The sequence below is a fragment of the Bradyrhizobium xenonodulans genome, assembly GCF_027594865.1.
In the GTDB taxonomy this organism is placed as follows: domain Bacteria; phylum Pseudomonadota; class Alphaproteobacteria; order Rhizobiales; family Xanthobacteraceae; genus Bradyrhizobium; species Bradyrhizobium xenonodulans.
This window is the reverse complement of sequence record NZ_CP089391.1, coordinates 7,741,286-7,757,519: the sequence shown is the minus strand read 5'-3', so window position 1 is coordinate 7,757,519 and position 16,234 is coordinate 7,741,286. Positions and strand designations below refer to the sequence as shown.

The 16,234-nt window shown below is 64.8% G+C and carries 18 protein-coding genes and 1 tRNA gene; 15 read left to right on the top strand and 4 right to left on the bottom strand.

Annotated features, from left to right (window positions below; translation table 11 throughout):
• Positions 1-53 precede the first annotated feature (53 nt).
• Entirely contained in the window at positions 54-848 is a 795-nt protein-coding gene (locus tag I3J27_RS36620; RefSeq protein ID WP_270163664.1) for an IclR family transcriptional regulator, read from the bottom strand.
• Between the two features lie 129 nt (positions 849-977).
• Here I3J27_RS36620 and I3J27_RS36615 point away from each other — a divergent pair, with 129 nt between their 5' ends.
• Genes I3J27_RS36615 through I3J27_RS36585 form a run of 7 tightly spaced genes read left to right on the top strand, consistent with a single transcriptional unit; the run spans position 978 to position 6,182 of the window.
• Positions 978-1,943 carry a Bug family tripartite tricarboxylate transporter substrate binding protein gene (locus tag I3J27_RS36615; RefSeq protein WP_270163663.1) on the top strand — a complete coding sequence of 322 codons (966 nt, stop codon included), beginning with the start codon at positions 978-980 and terminating at the stop codon, positions 1,941-1,943.
• 3 nt (positions 1,944-1,946) lie between these two features.
• Positions 1,947-2,564, top strand: coding sequence for a flavin reductase family protein (locus I3J27_RS36610; RefSeq protein ID WP_270163662.1), 618 nt, complete (start codon positions 1,947-1,949; stop codon positions 2,562-2,564).
• Positions 2,565-2,608: 44 nt separating this feature from the next.
• Entirely contained in the window at positions 2,609-3,469 is an 861-nt protein-coding gene (locus I3J27_RS36605; RefSeq protein ID WP_270163661.1) for a fumarylacetoacetate hydrolase family protein, read from the top strand.
• Between the two features lie 4 nt (positions 3,470-3,473).
• Positions 3,474-4,277 (top strand): 2-oxo-hept-4-ene-1,7-dioate hydratase, encoded by an 804-nt coding sequence (gene hpaH / locus I3J27_RS36600; RefSeq protein WP_270163660.1) that lies wholly within the window; start codon positions 3,474-3,476, stop codon positions 4,275-4,277.
• A gap of 24 nt (positions 4,278-4,301) precedes the next feature.
• A complete protein-coding gene (locus I3J27_RS36595; RefSeq protein WP_270163659.1) occupies positions 4,302-4,694 on the top strand; it encodes a RidA family protein in 393 nt (130 codons plus the stop codon).
• 13 nt (positions 4,695-4,707) lie between these two features.
• Entirely contained in the window at positions 4,708-5,586 is an 879-nt protein-coding gene (locus I3J27_RS36590) for an amidohydrolase family protein (RefSeq protein ID WP_270163658.1), read from the top strand.
• Positions 5,587-5,636: 50 nt separating this feature from the next.
• Positions 5,637-6,182 carry a hypothetical protein gene (locus I3J27_RS36585; protein WP_270163657.1) on the top strand — a complete coding sequence of 182 codons (546 nt, stop codon included), beginning with the start codon at positions 5,637-5,639 and terminating at the stop codon, positions 6,180-6,182.
• Here the strand turns inward: I3J27_RS36585 and I3J27_RS36580 are convergent, their stop codons facing one another.
• Positions 6,183-7,190 (bottom strand): LLM class flavin-dependent oxidoreductase, encoded by a 1,008-nt coding sequence (locus tag I3J27_RS36580; RefSeq protein WP_270163656.1) that lies wholly within the window; start codon positions 7,188-7,190, stop codon positions 6,183-6,185. It abuts the gene before it with no gap.
• Positions 7,191-7,480: 290 nt separating this feature from the next.
• On the opposite strand from I3J27_RS36580, the gene I3J27_RS36575 reads away from it, so the two are divergent.
• The 3 genes from I3J27_RS36575 (at position 7,481) to I3J27_RS36565 (ending at position 9,265) form a co-directional block, all read left to right on the top strand.
• The gene (locus tag I3J27_RS36575; RefSeq protein ID WP_270163655.1) at positions 7,481-7,984 is read left to right on the top strand and encodes a peptidase associated/transthyretin-like domain-containing protein; all 504 of its coding nucleotides are present in this window, start codon (positions 7,481-7,483) and stop codon (positions 7,982-7,984) included.
• A gap of 12 nt (positions 7,985-7,996) precedes the next feature.
• Complete coding sequence (locus I3J27_RS36570) at positions 7,997-8,626, top strand: ferric reductase-like transmembrane domain-containing protein (protein ID WP_270163654.1); 630 nt, start codon at positions 7,997-7,999, stop codon at positions 8,624-8,626.
• A gap of 162 nt (positions 8,627-8,788) precedes the next feature.
• A complete protein-coding gene (locus I3J27_RS36565) occupies positions 8,789-9,265 on the top strand; it encodes a Crp/Fnr family transcriptional regulator (protein WP_270163653.1) in 477 nt (158 codons plus the stop codon).
• A 1,589-nt stretch (positions 9,266-10,854) separates the two neighbouring features.
• Here the strand turns inward: I3J27_RS36565 and I3J27_RS36560 are convergent.
• Positions 10,855-10,929: transfer RNA gene (locus I3J27_RS36560), tRNA-Thr, on the bottom strand.
• Between the two features lie 317 nt (positions 10,930-11,246).
• On the opposite strand from I3J27_RS36560, the gene I3J27_RS36555 reads away from it, so the two are divergent.
• The 5 genes from I3J27_RS36555 to I3J27_RS36535 all read left to right on the top strand — a co-directional run bounded on the left by I3J27_RS36555 (position 11,247) and on the right by I3J27_RS36535 (position 15,408).
• Positions 11,247-11,435, top strand: a complete 189-nt coding sequence (locus I3J27_RS36555; protein WP_270163652.1) for a hypothetical protein — start codon at positions 11,247-11,249, stop codon at positions 11,433-11,435.
• Between the two features lie 57 nt (positions 11,436-11,492).
• Complete coding sequence (locus I3J27_RS36550) at positions 11,493-13,199, top strand: FAD-dependent oxidoreductase (protein ID WP_270172976.1); 1,707 nt, start codon at positions 11,493-11,495, stop codon at positions 13,197-13,199.
• A 215-nt stretch (positions 13,200-13,414) separates the two neighbouring features.
• The gene (locus tag I3J27_RS36545; RefSeq protein ID WP_270163651.1) at positions 13,415-13,723 is read left to right on the top strand and encodes an EthD family reductase; all 309 of its coding nucleotides are present in this window, start codon (positions 13,415-13,417) and stop codon (positions 13,721-13,723) included.
• Positions 13,724-13,950: 227 nt separating this feature from the next.
• Positions 13,951-14,460, top strand: a complete 510-nt coding sequence (locus I3J27_RS36540) for a hypothetical protein (protein ID WP_270163650.1) — start codon at positions 13,951-13,953, stop codon at positions 14,458-14,460.
• A 123-nt stretch (positions 14,461-14,583) separates the two neighbouring features.
• Positions 14,584-15,408, top strand: coding sequence for an alpha/beta fold hydrolase (locus tag I3J27_RS36535; protein ID WP_270163649.1), 825 nt, complete (start codon positions 14,584-14,586; stop codon positions 15,406-15,408).
• Between the two features lie 147 nt (positions 15,409-15,555).
• Here I3J27_RS36535 and I3J27_RS36530 read toward each other — a convergent pair whose 3' ends face one another.
• Entirely contained in the window at positions 15,556-16,185 is a 630-nt protein-coding gene (locus I3J27_RS36530) for a TetR/AcrR family transcriptional regulator (protein ID WP_270163648.1), read from the bottom strand.
• Positions 16,186-16,234: the final 49 nt, after the last annotated feature.

Genomic DNA, 16,234 nt, shown 5'->3' with positions numbered 1-16,234 from the left:
GCGCCGAAACGGCGGTGCGCCCCCTCGCCCCGTTCTTACGGGGAGAGGCGAAGCTAGCCGCCGATCGCCTGCTCGATGATCCGCGCCTCCCGCAGCAGAATCTCTACGACCTCCTGCTCTCGGCGCGGGCCGAGCCTCGTCCGAACGGCGGAGACGGTCATCGCGGCAGCGGGTCGGCCGTCCGGGGTCTTGATCCAGGTGGAGATCGATTTCGTGCCCTGAACGAGACCGATCTCCCTCATGCCATATCCCAGCCGCCGCGCGGCGGTGACCTCGCCGAGCACCGTCGCAACGTCGGTCCGGTAGGACTCGAACCTCTTCTCGTTGGCCGCGACGATCTTCCGCGCGTCCTGCGCCGGCATCGCGGCGAGGATGGCGACACCCGCGCTGGAGACGCCGAGCGGCCGGCGGGCGCCGACCTCGATCGACAGCACCTGGATCGGATAGATTCCGATCCTGCGATCGACGCACAGCGTGTCGTTGCCGGTCCGCACCGTGAGGAACAGCGTGTCGCCGATCTCGGCGGAGGCACGTTGCAGCGACGGATTGGCGGCGATCAGCAGCCGCGAGGGCCGCGGACGCGCGAGCGCGAGCTCCGGCACTTGGTTGCCGATCGCGTAGCGACCGGTTTTGCCGTGCCGTTCGACGATGCCTTCCTCGATCAGCACGTGGACGATGCGATGCACGGTCGGACGGGTGAGGGAGGTCGTCCGCACCACCTCGGCCAATGGCACACCGTCCTCGCGGCCGGCAGCAAGAATGCGCAGCACGGCGAGCGCGCGCCGGATCGCCTGCGCGCCTTGTCGCGGTTCTGTCACGCGGGTGGATCTGGCGGATGTCTTGTCCATAATATGGACAACAACGCCACAATTCACTCGACAGGACAAGCGCTCATCTGGAGATTGCGCCGCGATCGAGTGCCATGCGCGACGTCAGGGCACTCGATATGGAATTGGAAGCGCCGCCGGGAGGTTAACATGAGATTAATCTGGATTGCCATAGCTGCCGCAGCCGCGATGCTGGCGGGACCCGCCTCGGGCCAGCAATGGCCGGCGCGCAACGTCAAGCTGATCGTGCCCTATCCGGCCGGCGGCAACGTCGACAGCGCCGCGCGCATTATCGCCGACAAGCTGCAGGAAAAGCTCGGCCAGCCCTTCATCATCGAGAACAAGGCCGGCGCCGGCGGCATGATCGCGGGCGAGGCCTTCGCGAAATCGGCGCCCGACGGCTACACGCTGTTCGTCGGCGCCAACGGTCCGGTGCTGTTCGCGACCGAGATCAACAAGCGCGACGCCTATAACTGGAAGAAGGACTTTTTGCCGATCTCGACCATCTCGATGACGCCGCTGGTGCTCGAGGTGCATCCGTCGGTGCAGGCCAACACCTTTAGGGAATTCATCGATCTCGCCAAGCGCGAGCCCGGCAAGCTGACGATGGCCTCGCCCGGCCCCGGCACCACCAACCATCTGCTCAGCGAGCTGATGCAGTCGAACCTCGACCTGCAATGGGTCACCGCGCATTATCGCGGCAACGCGCCGGCGATCAACGACCTGCTCGGCGGCCAGGTGCAGTTCGCCTTCGACCAGCTCACGGTCAGCCTCCAGCACATCAAGGCCGGCCTGTTCCGCGCGCTCGCCGTCACCAGCCCGCATCGCCTGAAATCGCTGCCGGATGTCCCGACCTTCGCCGAGCTCGGCTACAAGGACTTTGACGGCCAGACCTTTACGGGCCTGTTCGCGCCTGCCGGCACGCCGGCGCCGATCGTGGACAAGCTGCACGAGACGCTGGTCGCGATCCTGAAGGACCCCGCCGTCATCGACAAGTTCGAGAAGCTCGGCGGCGAAGCCACGCCGATGACGCCCGACGAGTTCAAGGCCTATCTCGCGCGCGAGGACGCCAAGTGGATTCCGGTCGTGCGCAAGGCCAACATCAAGGCTGACTGAGCGATGCGGATCGATCCCACCGAGCTCGGCGCGGAGCGCATCTACCGGCTGATGACCGGCATCGTGGTGCCGCGCCCGATCGCGTGGGTGACGAGCCTGTCGCGCTCCGGCGTGCTCAACCTCGCGCCGTTCAGCGCCTTCACCTTCGTCTCGCAGAAGCCGCCGATGCTCGCCATCAGCGTCGGCCGCAAAGGCGCGGACTACAAGGACACCGCGCACAACATCCTCGACATCGAGGAATATGTGATCCACATCGCCGATACGCCGCTGATGTCCGCGGTGCACGACAGCTCGGTCGAGCATCCGCCCGAGGTGAGCGAGGTCGAGCATCTCGGGCTGGAGACGCTGCCCTGCGAGCGTATCAAGGTGCGACGGCTTGCGGCGGCACCGGTCGCGATGGAGTGCGTCTTCCGCCAGTGCCTGGAATTCGGCGAGGCCCGCAGCCGGCTGATCGTCGGCGAGGTCGTGATGTTCCACATCCGCGACGGCCTCGTGAATGACGGCAAGGTCGAGACCAAGGCGCTCGATCCGATCGCGCGCATCGGCGGGCCGCGTTACGCCACACTCGGCGAGATCGTGACGCTGAACACCGTGTTCCAGACGCCCAAATCGAAAGACTGAGCGCGCAGCCCTGGGCCGCGCCGCCAGACTATTGGAGAACGATCATGCGACTCGTAAGCTATCTGGTGGACGGTGAGCCCCGCTACGGCGCGGCGATCGAAGGCGGCGTCGTCGATCTGACCAAGCGGATCGGCCGTGACTATTCAGACGTCAAGGCGCTGATCGCGGCTAACGCGCTCGCCGATGCGCAGGAGGCGGTGGCCGGACAAAAGCCGGACTACGCACTCGAAAACCTCGTCCTGCTGCCGCCGGTGCTGGCGCCGGAAAAGCTCTGGTGCATCGGCGTCAACTACGCCGAGCGCAATGCCGAATATAAGGACAATTCGGACCTGCCCAAATATCCCAGCCTGTTCGTCCGCAGCATGTCCTCGATGACAGGCTCCGGCCAGCCGCTCGAGAAGCCCAAAGTCTCCGAGCAACTCGATTACGAAGGCGAGCTTGTCATCGTGATCGGGCAGGGCGGCCGTCACATCCCGCGCGAAAAGGCCTTTTCGCACATCTTCGGCATGACTTTATGCAACGAGGGCACGGTCCGCGACTGGCTGCGCCACGGCAAGTTCAACGTCACCCAGGGCAAGAATTTCGATCGCTCCGGCAGCATCGGTCCCTGGCTCGTCACGGCCGACGAGCTCGATCCGCGCGGGCCGCACGACATCGTCACCCGCGTCAACGGCGAGGTGCGGCAGCAGGACACCACCGAACGATTGATGTTTCCGTTCGACTTCCTGATCTCGTATCTCTCGACCTTCGCAACGTTGAAGCCCGGCGACATGATCGTGACCGGCACGCCCACCGGGGCGGGCGTGCGCTTCGATCCGCCGCGCTGGTTGAAAGTTGGCGACGTCGTCGAGGTCGAGTCGCGCCGCATCGGCGTGCTGCGCAACGTCGTCGCCGCGGAGCAGTAAACCCATGCTGGATGCCGCCACGATCGAACGCCTGGCCGCGCGCCTCGATGAGGCCGAGCGCACCAAGGCGCTGATCCCGATGTTCACGAAGGACTATCCCGATTTCAGCATCGAGGATGCCTATGCCGTCCAGCGCGCCTGGACAAAACTCCAGCTCGCGCGCGGCCGCATCATCAAGGGCCACAAGATCGGCCTGACCTCGAAGGCGATGCAGAACGCGGTCGGCATCTCCGAGCCCGACTATGGCGTGCTGTTCGCCGACATGTTCTATGCCGACGCCACGCCGATTCCGTTCGACCGCTTCCACGCACCGCGGATCGAGGTCGAGCTCGCCTTCGTGCTGAAGGCGCCGCTGCGCGGGCCCGACTGCACCATCTTCGACGTGCTCAACGCCACCGATTACGTCACGCCGGCGCTCGAAATCCTGGAGACGCGCATGCACCGCGTCGATCCCGAGACCGGCAAGACGCGAAAGGTCATGGACACGATCTCGGACAATGCGGCGAACGCCGCGCTGGTGCTCGGCGGCCGGCCGTTCCGCCCCCTGGATGCGGATCTCCGCTGGATCGGCGCGCTCTTGTTCCGCAACGGCGAGGTCGAGGAGACGGGGCTTGCCGCCGGCGTGCTCAATCACCCCGCCAATGGTATCGCCTGGCTCGCCAACCGCCTCGCGCCGCATGACGAGCATCTGGCGGCCGGCGAAATCGTGCTGGCGGGATCGTTCACGCGTCCGGTCGACATCCGCCGCGGCGACACGTTTCATGCCGATTACGGCGCGTTCGGCTCGGTGTCGTGTCAGTTCGTCTGAACCAACAATAAGAGGGAGCGCACCATGACAGGTCAAACGCGGCGCAAGAGCATCCATATCGGCGGCTTTAAGCACGCCAATCCGATCCCGAACGCCTGCCGCATCGGCAATCTCGTGATGTCGGGCGTCATCCTCGGCCGCGATGCGGCCGGCGTGATGCCCGAGAGCCTGGATGCGCAATGCGCCAACATGTTCGCGCATATGAAGGCGACGGTGGAGGCCGCCGGCGGCACCACCGACGACATCATCAAGATGACGGTATGGCTGAAGGACCGCACGCAGCGCGGCCCGGTCAATGTCGAATGGCTCAAGATGTTTCCGGACGAGCATTCGCGCCCGGCGCGCCACGCCCTGCCGATGGACAACATGGACGGCGGCGCGCTGGTGCAGTGCGACTTCACCGCAATGATCGACTGAAGGAGCGTAGCGCATGCCGACCTATCTGCCGTTCGATCCCAATCCGCGCCGCCCGGTCAAGGCACCGCCGCCGAAGACCGTCGACAGCCAGTTTCATGTGCTGGGTCCCATCGACAAATATCCGGAGCGTCCCGGCGCGGCCTACCGGATGCCGACGGCCACCTGGGAAGCGGCGCTGCGCGTCCACAAGACGCTCGGCATCGAGCGCGGCATCATCGTGCAGACCACGACCTATGGCGCGGATCATTCCGTCGTGCTCGACGGTCTCGCCGCCATGGGCCCGAACTATCGCGGCTGCGCCAACGCGCTGGTGTTCGCCGAGGCGAGCGACTCCTATCTTGCCACGCTGCATGACGCCGGCGTGCGCGGCGCGCGCTTCAGCTTCCGCCAGGAGCTCGGCGCGGTGCTGTCGGATGCGGACTTTGCCCGCGCGATTGCGCGCATCCGCGAGCTCGGCTGGTACGTCAAGATCCAGCCCGAGAAGGACGGCATCATGTCCAGCGTGGCCAAATACGAAAATCTCGACGTGCCCGTGCTGATCGACCACATGGCCCGGCCCGACCCCGAGGCCGCTAGGAACGATCCGAACCTGCGCAAGATGCTGGAGCTGCTCGCCAAGGGCAATTTCTGGGTGATGCTGTCGCTCGGCGAGAAGACCTCGAAGGCCGGTGCTCCTTACGACGACGTGATCCCGATCGCGCGCGCCTATATCGAGGCCGCCATTGACCGCTGCGTCTGGGCCAGCGACTGGCCGCATCCGGTGTCGGTCAAGCAGCCGCCGAACGACGCCGACCTGCTCGAGCTGATGTACCGCTACGCGCCCGATCAGGCCGAGCTGGAGAAGATTCTGGTGCACAATCCGGCGAAGCTGTTCGGCTTTCCGGACGAGTAAACGAATCGGGATATCCTGCGGAGGAGATGGCGACCGGCAGAGGGGCAATCATGCAGGGGTGGACCGCGCGACTCGCTGTTGGACTCCTCGTCCTGCCGGGACTGGCTCCGGCTGAGGTTTTCGCTGCCCCGGCGCCGCTGCGCGGCATCTCGGTCGATCTGTCATGGACGGACAGCCGGACCGAAAAATTTCTGGATACCGGCGAGGAAAAGCCGGGCCACCAGACATCGGAGGTTCAGCTCTACATCAGCGACCAGGGCCGCTTTTTCAGCCGCTTCAACAGGGTCGGGAAAGGGCGTAACAACCGCCTGGTCAATTCGGCCGTCTCGGGCGAGGGAAAGTCGGTGCTGAACTGGCGCTTCGAGGGCCGCAGCATTGCCGCCGACCAGAAGTTCGCCGGCTCGGGTGCAAGGCGCATCGTCGTCTCGTTCGGCGACGACGCATCCTCCTGCACGCTCCGTGTCATTCACGGCAAGGAAGGCAGTGCGCCGATCCGTTATCCCGGCCTGACGTCGCACCGGCCGATCGAGCTGATCCGCATCGAGGTGACCAACACCTCGTGCCAGGTCCGCCAGGGCAACGTGTTCGGCCAGTGATCACGCGGCCGGCTGCGCCGCCAGCCTGTCGCGCACGTCGGCCGCGATCTCGAAGGAGCGCAGCCGCGCGGCGTGGTCGTAGATCTGGCCGGTGGTCATCAGCTCGTCCGCGCCGGTCTCGGCGATCAGCGCCTTCAGCTTCTCCTCGACGACATCAGGCGAGCCGACCGCGGAGCAGGACAGCGACTGGCCGACCATTGCCTTTTCCGCCGGCGACCACAGCGCGTCCATGTCGTCAGTCGGTGGCGGGAGGGGCCCCGGCGTGCCGCGGCGCAGATTGATGAACTGCTGCTGCAGCGAGGAGAACATCCGCTGCGCCTCCGCATCGCTGTCCGCGGCGAACACATTGACGCCGACCATCGCGTAGGGCTTGTCGAGCTGCGCCGAGGGCTCGAAGCGCGCACGATATTCGCGCAACGCCGGCATCATCATCTGCGGCGCGAAATGCGAGGCGAACGCGAACGGCAGGCCGAGCATCGCCGCAAGCTGCGCGCCGAAGGTGCTCGACCCAAGGATCCAGAGCGGCACCTTCGTGCCCATGCCGGGCACGGCGCGGATCGCCTGATTCGGTTGCACATCGCCGAGCAGCGCCTGCAACTCCAGCACGTCATGCGGAAAGTTCTCTGAACTGGTGGCGAGGTCGCGGCGCAGCGCCCGCGCCGTGAACTGGTCGGTGCCGGGCGCGCGGCCGAGCCCGAGATCGATCCGCCCTGGATAAAGCGATTCCAGCGTGCCGAACTGCTCGGCGATGACGAGCGGCGAATGGTTCGGCAGCATGACCCCGCCGGACCCGACCCGGATCGTCTTGGTCCCGCCCGCGACATGCCCGATCACCACCGACGTCGCCGCGCTGGCGATGCCGGTCATGTTGTGGTGCTCGGCCAGCCAGAATCGCTTGTAGCCCCACGCCTCGGCATGCTGCGCCAGATCGAGCGAGTTGCGGAACGCCTGTGACGCGTCGCCGCCCTGTCGGATGGGCGCGAGGTCGAGCACGGAGAAGGGAATCATGCGGGGTACCGGAGTGAAGGTCTGCGCGATGATGCGCGTCTGGAAACATCACATGTAGTGTCCGCGCGCAGGATGGGTAGAGCACTTGCGAAACCCATCATGTTTCGCCCTCGAACGAGGCATCGATCGGTTCGCTTCGCTGGCCCCATCCTGCGATGCTGTTCGAATGGCCTGCACTCCGTTCACAACACTGTTATTGCGACCTGTGGCGCCCTTCCTCGCAACTGGGCGTTTTGCGCCTGGTGTTGTACCTTCGGCAACACCCTGCACGCTCGCCAGGAGGAACTGACATGACCATCGTCGTACTCAACCGCCGCAATCTCCTCGCTGCCGGCGGCTCCGTCCTCGCAACCGGCGTTCTGACGGCCGGCGTGTCCGGCCTGCTGTTGCCCGCCCGCGCGGACGGCATCGCACCGACCGAGACGATGTCGGGCGGCGCCAACAACTACCGCAAGGGCGCGGCGGTCGTTGAGCGGATCGGCAAGGGCGGCTTCTGGATGAGCGGCACCGTACGCCGCGCCGGTGACGGGGCTCCGCTCGCCGGTCAGCGCATCCAGATCTGGGCGCACACGGTCGAAGGTCAGGAGCACGAGCCGCAGAGTCACGGCGCCACGCTCACCGACAAGGACGGAAAATTCCGGCTCGAGATGCCGCAGATCATTCCGATCTTCGGCCAGCCGCATGGCCATCTCGCCTATGATAGCGGCGAATTCAGAACGGTCTTCCTGCGGCCGGTGATGCGAAGCGCCAAGGAAACCAGCCTCGAGGCGCACTTCGTCCTTCAGTCGGCCTGACCGGGCCAGCGAATGAGCGAGGGAAGAGCGGTTCAGGCGACCCTGATCTGGGCCGCCCTCGCCTTGGCCATTGGTGTGCCCATCGCGCTTGCTGCGACAAGCGAGCAGCTCGCCTGGCGCGGCCCGGTTTACATCCTCGCCGGCTTCGCAGGGATCATCGCCCTCGGTCTCGTGCTCGTTCAGCCCCTGCTGATCGGCGGATATCTGCCGGGCCTGTCCGCCTATCGCGGCCGGCGCGCCCATCACTGGATCGGCGGCGCACTGGTGGCGGCGATATTGATCCACGTCGCCGGCCTCTGGATCACCAGTCCGCCCGACATGATCGACGCGCTGACCTATGCATCGCCGACGCCGTTCTCCCCCTTCGGCGTCACCGCGATGTGGGCCATCTTCGCCGTCGCACTGCTGGCGCTGCTGCGCCGGCGATTGGGCCTGCGCCTGCGAACCTGGCGCATCGTCCATATTCCTCTCGCCATCGTCATCGTCGCCGGCAGTGTGGTCCATTGCCTCTTGATCGAGGGCACGATGGAGACGATGTCGAAAGCCGTGCTGTGCGCGCTGGTCTTTGCTGCGGTCGTCAAAGTGATCGCGGATCTTTGGCGAAAGCGGTCGCTGCGCAGCAGCAGTGCGTGGGATGGGTAGAGCGAAGCGAAACCCATCACACTTTGTCTACGCGGAAGCATGATGGGTTTCGCAAGGGCTCTACCCATCCTACGAAGCTTTCGCTGACCGCCTTGCTCAAAGACGTTTGGTGTCGTCAACGCCCTGCTTGTCGCAGATGGCGACGCGGCGTATCCTCTCGCAATGGTTGTCAGTACCCCCGACCTGAAAGCGTTCCTGCTCGCGACGCCGTTCTTCGGCGGTCTGCCGGACGCAGGCCTCGACCTTCTGATGTCGATGCTGGTCCAGCGTCGCTTCGATGCCGGCGCGACCGTCGTGTCGGAGGGCGAGCCAGGACGTTCGATGTTCATCGTCGAATCCGGCCGGCTGGCGGTGAGCAAACGGGCGCATGCGGGGCGCGTCATCCCGATCTCCGTTCTGGAGCGTGGTGATTTCTTCGGCGAAATGTCGTTGATCGAAATGCAGAACCGCTCCGCCACGGTGGTCGCAGAGGCACCGACGGTGCTGTACGAGCTGACCGCGCAAAATCTCTACGCCTGCTACAAGGCCGATATCCACGCTTATGTGATCGTACTGCAGAACATCAATCGCGAGCTCTGCCGGCGGCTGCGCCGCGCCGACAATCGGTTTACGGGGCAGCGGGTGGGTGACGACGATTGATAGAGCGGAGGATGGGTGGTGCGATACTCATCATCTTCAACCGCCGACGTGATGGGTTTCGCAAGAGCTCAACCCATCCTACGAGCTTCGATCCTAAAGCTCCGCCCTCGATGCGCTCATTTCGATGCGAGATCGCGGATGCCCGGAATCGGTCGCGCCGTGGCTTCCATCCCTCGGAGTAATCCCGCTATTGCAATGGATTGCCTGATGTCACTCTGCAAGTCACGTTGGATGCTTGCAACGAGTGGGCCTGACGGATTTGTCCATTGATTTGCCGAGAGATTGCTTTGCTCCCTCCCTCGCTTCCGAACCTCACGGATCCTTCGCAAGTCGAGAAGGTCGGGTCAAAGTGAATCGTCATCTGTCCCGCGCCGGATGTATAAGCAACGTGGGCGACAAGATCGTTTCCTCGGAAGGACATTCCGCGCGCCTCGCCTGCCTTATTGGTCGTCGCGCCCGGAACGTTGTCCGAAACCCCTGTACCCAGGCCGCCCGGCTTTACCCAGACGGCCCGTTCGAAAAGCCGCCCGGTGCTACTGACATAGATGGTACGATTAACGCTTGATCCGACACTACGGAGGCCTCGCGGCGTTTCTGCCGTTGCCGTCACGCTGTATTGGATTTCAATTCCCTTACCGTAAAGCTGACGAGGGGTTGCGCTTGCGCCTGCGATACTCAAAAGAAATGCAACGATTGCGGCAATGAATACTGGCAAGACTTCCTCCTGCTGATCCAATCACGATATCACGCGCGGCCCCAAGTTCAACTTCTTGCCCTCTCGGCGCCAACGAAGGCAATTTCTGCCTCGGGTCAATCGCGTCGGTACGATCCGGCGTGTAGGACGGCTGGAGCGCGGCGAAACCCATCGCCGTTCTGAATTGGAATTTGCCCGCGTCGCTTCGCTCGAACCATCCTATCGCCGGCGCCGATCTGACCCGTCGGGCAAAACACCCGCCGCCCCAAAACCTCGTCAACCCTCCTCCACAAAAATATTCCACTTTACCGAAATTCGGATTTGCGGCACTATCCGCGCATCCCGACCCAGGGAGAGGGGCGATCGTACGTCGCAACGAACGTGGGCCGGGGTGCGGTGGACGCGGCAGCGCCGGGCATGGGAAGGCGGGACCAGGGCGAGATGAACCTCGTGAGGTCCTTCCTCCCTGCGGAACGGACGGCGCCTGTGTCTGGCGAAGCCCTGCGGGGCGGAGCCGGACCGCTGCGTACGGCGAAACCGTGTGGTCCTGACCGTCGTTGCTACGGTCAAGCCTTGCGGAGATGCTTTGAGGCTCTACCGGGTCTCGATGCATCGCCAATTCGCGAGGCGACGGAGGCCAGAAGGAACTCGGCTCCGGGGAGAGCGCGCATAAGCCGTCAACCCATCGCGCAGGGAAGGCCGGGTGTTTTCCGGCCCACCTGTTGTCCCGCTGGCGCATTTGCGTGTGCAAAGTCTTGGCGCAGCGGATCATGGGTGCCAGCCGGCACCCGGCCTTCCCTGCGCCCTCTTCACCAGAGAGGGCGCAAGACGGAAGCAAAACTCGGGCGTTTGCCGCCGCGAGACTGCCGATCTGTGCGTGATTGAACCCGAAAAATGGTGCTGCCAGACAGGATTGAACTGTCGACCTCTCCATTACCAATGGAGTGCTCTACCACTGAGCTACGGCAGCATGTGCTGGGACAAGAATCGGCCGCCACGAGGGGCCTACCAAGCGGGCCGATATCTGCCACAAGCCCCCCTCCTGTGCAAGCTTGCAAGGCAGGCCAAAACGAGAAAATCAGGGCGATATCAGGCCCAAAATGCCCGATCTGGCGGGAAACGGCCGGCTTTCTACGGATTTTGATCCTGATATCCCCGGCCAACTGGCCAGTTGGCACACGTCCCGGATTCGGTCCATTTCGCGTTTCGCACGATCCGTTCACGCGGGCCTCTTGAGCTGCCGCATTCCCTGGTCATGTTATCCCTGACCGCTGTATTGGACCTGTGATGGCTGACGAGAACGACAAGAGCACGAGACAGGCGAGATCGTCCCGCGACGACCGCCTGAAATCGGCGCTGCGCGAAAACCTGAAGCGACGGAAGCTGCAGGCGCGCGAACGCGCCGCAAGCACCGACCCCTCGCAGAACGACGATGGTTCCCTAGATGAGGGGACCGCTGGCAAGACCGGTGTTTGAAGTCCGCCGGCAATTGAGATCCGGCGACCGGAATTTTTGGAGTGCATGAAAGTGGCAATGGGGCAGGACGGACAGCAACGAACCGGCGGTGACGCGCAGATGGCGCGGTTCATCCGCCCCGAGCAGACCTTCCCGACGCTGACGCCCGCCGAGATCGAGCGTATCAGGCATTTCGGCGAGGTCCGCTCCTACGTCGACGGCGAATTCCTGTTCGAGACCGGCAAGCCCGGGCCGGGCATGTTCGTCGTGCTGAAGGGCCATGTCGCCATCACGCAGCGCGACGGGCTCGGCAACGTCACGCCGCTGATCGACCAGGGGCCGGGACAATTCCTGGCCGAGCTCAGCCAGCTCTCGGGCCAGCCGGCGCTGGTCGACGGCCGCGCCGAAGGCGATGTCGAGACGCTGCTGTTGGCGCCGCATCGCCTGCGCGCGCTGCTGGTCGCCGAGGCCGAGCTCGGCGAGCGCATCATGCGCGCGCTGATCCTGCGCCGGGTCAATCTGCTCCAGGGCGGCGTCGGCGGCGTGGTGCTGATCGGTCCGTCGCATTCGGTCGGCGTCGTCCGGCTGCAGGGTTTCCTTACCCGCAATGGCCAGCCGCATCATCTGCTCGACCCCGAGCGCGACCGCGACGCCGCGGAGGTGATCGCGCGCTATTCGCCGAAGCCGGAGGACTGGCCGCTGGTCGTCGCGGCTGACGGCGCGGTGCTGCGCAACCCCAATGAGACCGAGCTTGCCCGCGCCATCGGCATGATCGGCGGGGCCAAGGACGACCGCATCTATGACGTCGCCGTCGTCGGCTGCGGACCGGCGGGGCTCGCCACCGCCGTGTATGCGGCCTCCGAAGGGTTGTCGGTCGCCGTGCTCGACATCCGCGCCTTTGGCGGCCAGGCCGGCGCCAGCGCGCGCATCGAGAACTATCTGGGCTTTCCGACCGGCATCTCCGGCCAGGCGCTGACCGCGCGTGCGTTCACCCAGGCGCAGAAGTTCGGCGCCGACATCATGATTCCTGTCACCGTGAAGTCGCTCGACTGCACGCGCAAGGACGGCGCGTTTTCCGTGGCGCTTGACGGCTGCGATCCCCTGCGCTCGCGCGCGGTGGTGGTCGCGAGCGGCGCGCGCTATCGCCGGCCTGAGATCGCGAACCTCGACACGTTCGAGGGGCGCGGCGTCTGGTACTGGGCCTCCCCAGTCGAGGCGAAGCTGTGCGCCGGCGAGGAAGTGGCGCTGGTCGGTGCCGGCAATTCGGCGGGGCAGGCGGCCGTGTTCCTGTCGGGTCATGCGAAGAAAGTGCTGATGATCATTCGCGGGGGCGGACTGGGCGCCAGCATGTCGCGCTATCTCATCGAGCGCATCGAAGCGACGCCGAACATCGAACTGATGTTCAACACCGAGATCACCGCGCTCGAGGGCGACGAGGCCTCGCTGCTGCGGCGCATCCGCTGGAAGAGCCGGCTGTCGGATGACGAGGATTTTGCCGACATCCGCAATCTCTTTTTGTTCGTCGGCGCCGATCCCGCCACCAGCTGGCTCGATGGCTGCGGCGTTACGCTCGATCGCGGCGGTTTCGTCGTGACGGGCGCGCAGTCCGAGCAGAACCAGGGCCGGCTCGTGGCCCCGCTGGAGACCTCCGTGCCCGGCGTCTACGCCGTCGGCGATGTCCGCTCCGGCTCGGTCAAGCGCGTCGGCGGCGCCATCGGTGAGGGCGCGCAGGTCGTGGCCTCCCTGCACGGCTATCTCGGCGACGCCGCAAAACCGGCGCTTTAGTCAAGCAGAAGGCAAGGGAACGGCAAGTGGAATGCCACTTGCCATTGCGCCTCATCCTGCGGAGTATCCCCTCATCCTGAGGAGCGCGCCTTGGCGCGCGTCTCGAAGGATGAAGGCCCGGAACGTCGAGCCGGGCCTGCATGGTTCGAGACGGCGCTGACGCGCCTCCTCACCATGAGGGGCAACATAGAACAAGATTCAAACGGGAGGACTAAATGGCTGAAATCGTCGTGCTCTACAAAACGCCAAAGGATGTTGAGGCCTTCGACAAGTACTATGCCGAGACGCACATTCCGCTCGCCAAGAAACTTCCCGGCCTGAAGAAATACGCCGTCAGCAAGGGACCGGTCGCTTCGCCCGCCGGCCCTTCCGGAATCCATCTCGTCGCGATCCTCACCTTCGACAGCGTGGCCGACATCCAGGCGGCATTCGGCAGCCCGGAGGGCAAGGCGACCGGCGCTGACGTGCCGAAATTCGCGAGCGGCGGCGCCGACCTCTTGATCTTCGACACCAAGGAAGTCTGACGTTGCTTCGCATCGGCCCGCCAAGCGCGGGCCGATGTTGCGGCGATCGATTCAACTTTCGTCGAAAGCCTGCCGCCGTTTGTGACAGCGGTGCAAAAAAATCAGCCATGCGTTTTGCGGATTCGCACGATGACGCATGGCTCCGCAAGCGCCTGTGACGTTGCTGCGTGTAGCCATTCGATGAGGGCCGTAATACCATCTCGCCGTTTTCCGATGGAGAGAGTGAGATGATGCTCGGATTGAGCCTGCCCGCCTTCACGATGGTCCATGTCATCATCAGCCTGATCGCCATCGCCGCCGGCCTCGTCGTGATGTTCGGCCTGCTCGGCTCCAAGCCGATGCCGCGCCTCACCGCGATCTTCTTAGCTTTCACGATCCTCACCAGCGCCACCGGCTTCCTGTTTCCGTTCGAGGAGCTGCTGCCCTCGCACATCATCGGCATCATCTCGCTGGTGCTGCTCGCGATCGCCTGCGTCGCGCTCTACGGCATGAAGCTCGCGGGCGTCTGGCGGCCGGTCTACATCGTGACCGCGATGATCTCGCTCTATTTCAACGTCTTCGTGCTGGTGATCCAGTCGTTCCTGAAGGTGCCGGCGCTCGCCGCGCTCGCACCCGCGGTGCCGCCGGCACCGCCGTCGGGCCCCGTCTTCGCCGTGGTGCAGGGCGTCGTGCTGGTGTTCTTCGTGGTGCTGACCATCGGTGCCTGGCGCCGCTTCAGGCCGATGGCATTTGCCTGATCACACGATTCTCAACGTTCCGGATCGATGCGAGGCATCGCATTGCGGACGTCGCATCACCATCTGCGGATCATCGGCGCGTGCTCGTTCGCGTGCCACGTTTTCATCGAAAGAGAGCAGTCCATGCCCACCATCACCACCAAAGACGGCGTCGAGATCTTTTACAAGGACTGGGGCAGTGGCCAGCCGATCGTGTTCAGCCATGGCTGGCCGCTCTCGGCCGACGACTGGGACGCGCAGATGCTGTTCTTCGTCGCGAAGGGCTATCGCGTCATCGCCCATGACCGCCGCGGCCACGGCCGTTCGGCGCAGGTCTCCGATGGTCACGACATGGATCATTATGCCGACGATCTCGCCGCGCTGACGGCGCATCTCGACCTCAAGAACGCCATCCATGTCGGCCATTCCACCGGCGGCGGCGAAGTGGTGCACTACATCGCGCGTCACGGCGAGAGCCGCGTGGCGAAGGCCGCAATCCTCTCCGCGGTGCCGCCGCTGATGGTGCAGACCGCGGCCAATCCCGGCGGCCTGCCAAAGAGCGTGTTCGACGGCCTCCAGGCCCAGCTCGCCGCCAGCCGCACGCAATTCTATCGCGATCTCCCCGCCGGCCCGTTCTACGGCTACAACCGTCCCGGTGCAAAGCCGTCGGAAGCGGTGATCCAGAACTGGTGGCGCCAGGGCATGATGGGCGGTGCGAAAGCGCATTACGACGGCGTCGTCGCGTTCTCGCAGACCGACTTCACCGAGGACCTCAAGAAGATCAATGTGCCCGTGCTGGTGATGCACGGCGACGACGACCAGATCGTGCCCTACGCCGATTCCGCGCCGCTGTCGGCCAAGCTGCTCAAGAACGGCACGCTGAAGACCTACAAGGGCTTTCCGCACGGCATGCCGACCACGCACGCCGAAACCATCAACGCGGACCTGCTGGCATTTTTCAAGGAATGAGGCGGTCTCTCTCCGCGAGACCGGGATCGTAGGGTGGGCAAAGGCGCACTTGCGCCGTGCCCACCATCGATCCAACCCCGCAAGAGGTGGTGGGCACGCTTCGCTTTGCCCACCCTACGACACTCCCGCAAGGGAGAGGGAAGAGCGCTATTTCAAGATCGCCCTGATCGCGTCGAAGGTGCGCTTCACGAAGACCTCCGGCTTCTCCCGCGCACCTTCGCCGATCCAGCTCTCGCCGCCGACGCGCATCGCGCCGGTGGCGATCATGGCGACGAGGCGGGCCTTCAGCCTGTCCGATTTGGTTCGGGCGCGCTGGGCGAGCCCTTCGGCCAGAGCGCGCTCGAGCTTCTCGTATTTGAGCTGGTCGCGCGCCTGCAGCGCCGGGTTGTCGCGCTTGAGCCGCGACATGGCCGCAGCTTCCGCCGGATCGATCCGCTTGATTGCTCCGGCGATCGCATTCTCGGCCGCGGTCAGCATGGATTCGCCCGCAGGCCGCGCGATGATCTCGGCGACCAACGCAGCCGCTGCGCCCTCCTGCCAGGCGGCGACGACGTCCTCCTTGGACGCGAAATAATGGAAGAAGCTGCGGCGCGACACATCCGCCGCGACCGCGATGTCGTCGATGGTCGTGGCCTCGAAGCCGCGCTCCAGGAACAGCGCCATCGCCGCCCGGGTCAGCCGCGCGCGGGTCTCCTGCCGCTTGCGCTGGCGCAAGCCGGTGACATCGGGGGATTTTCCGTCCGCGGGCAATTTCCGGGCAACCTTCGAAGCCTTCAAATTGTTTCACCTCTTGCAAAGTTGCACTCAGTGCACATTTAGACAGGCC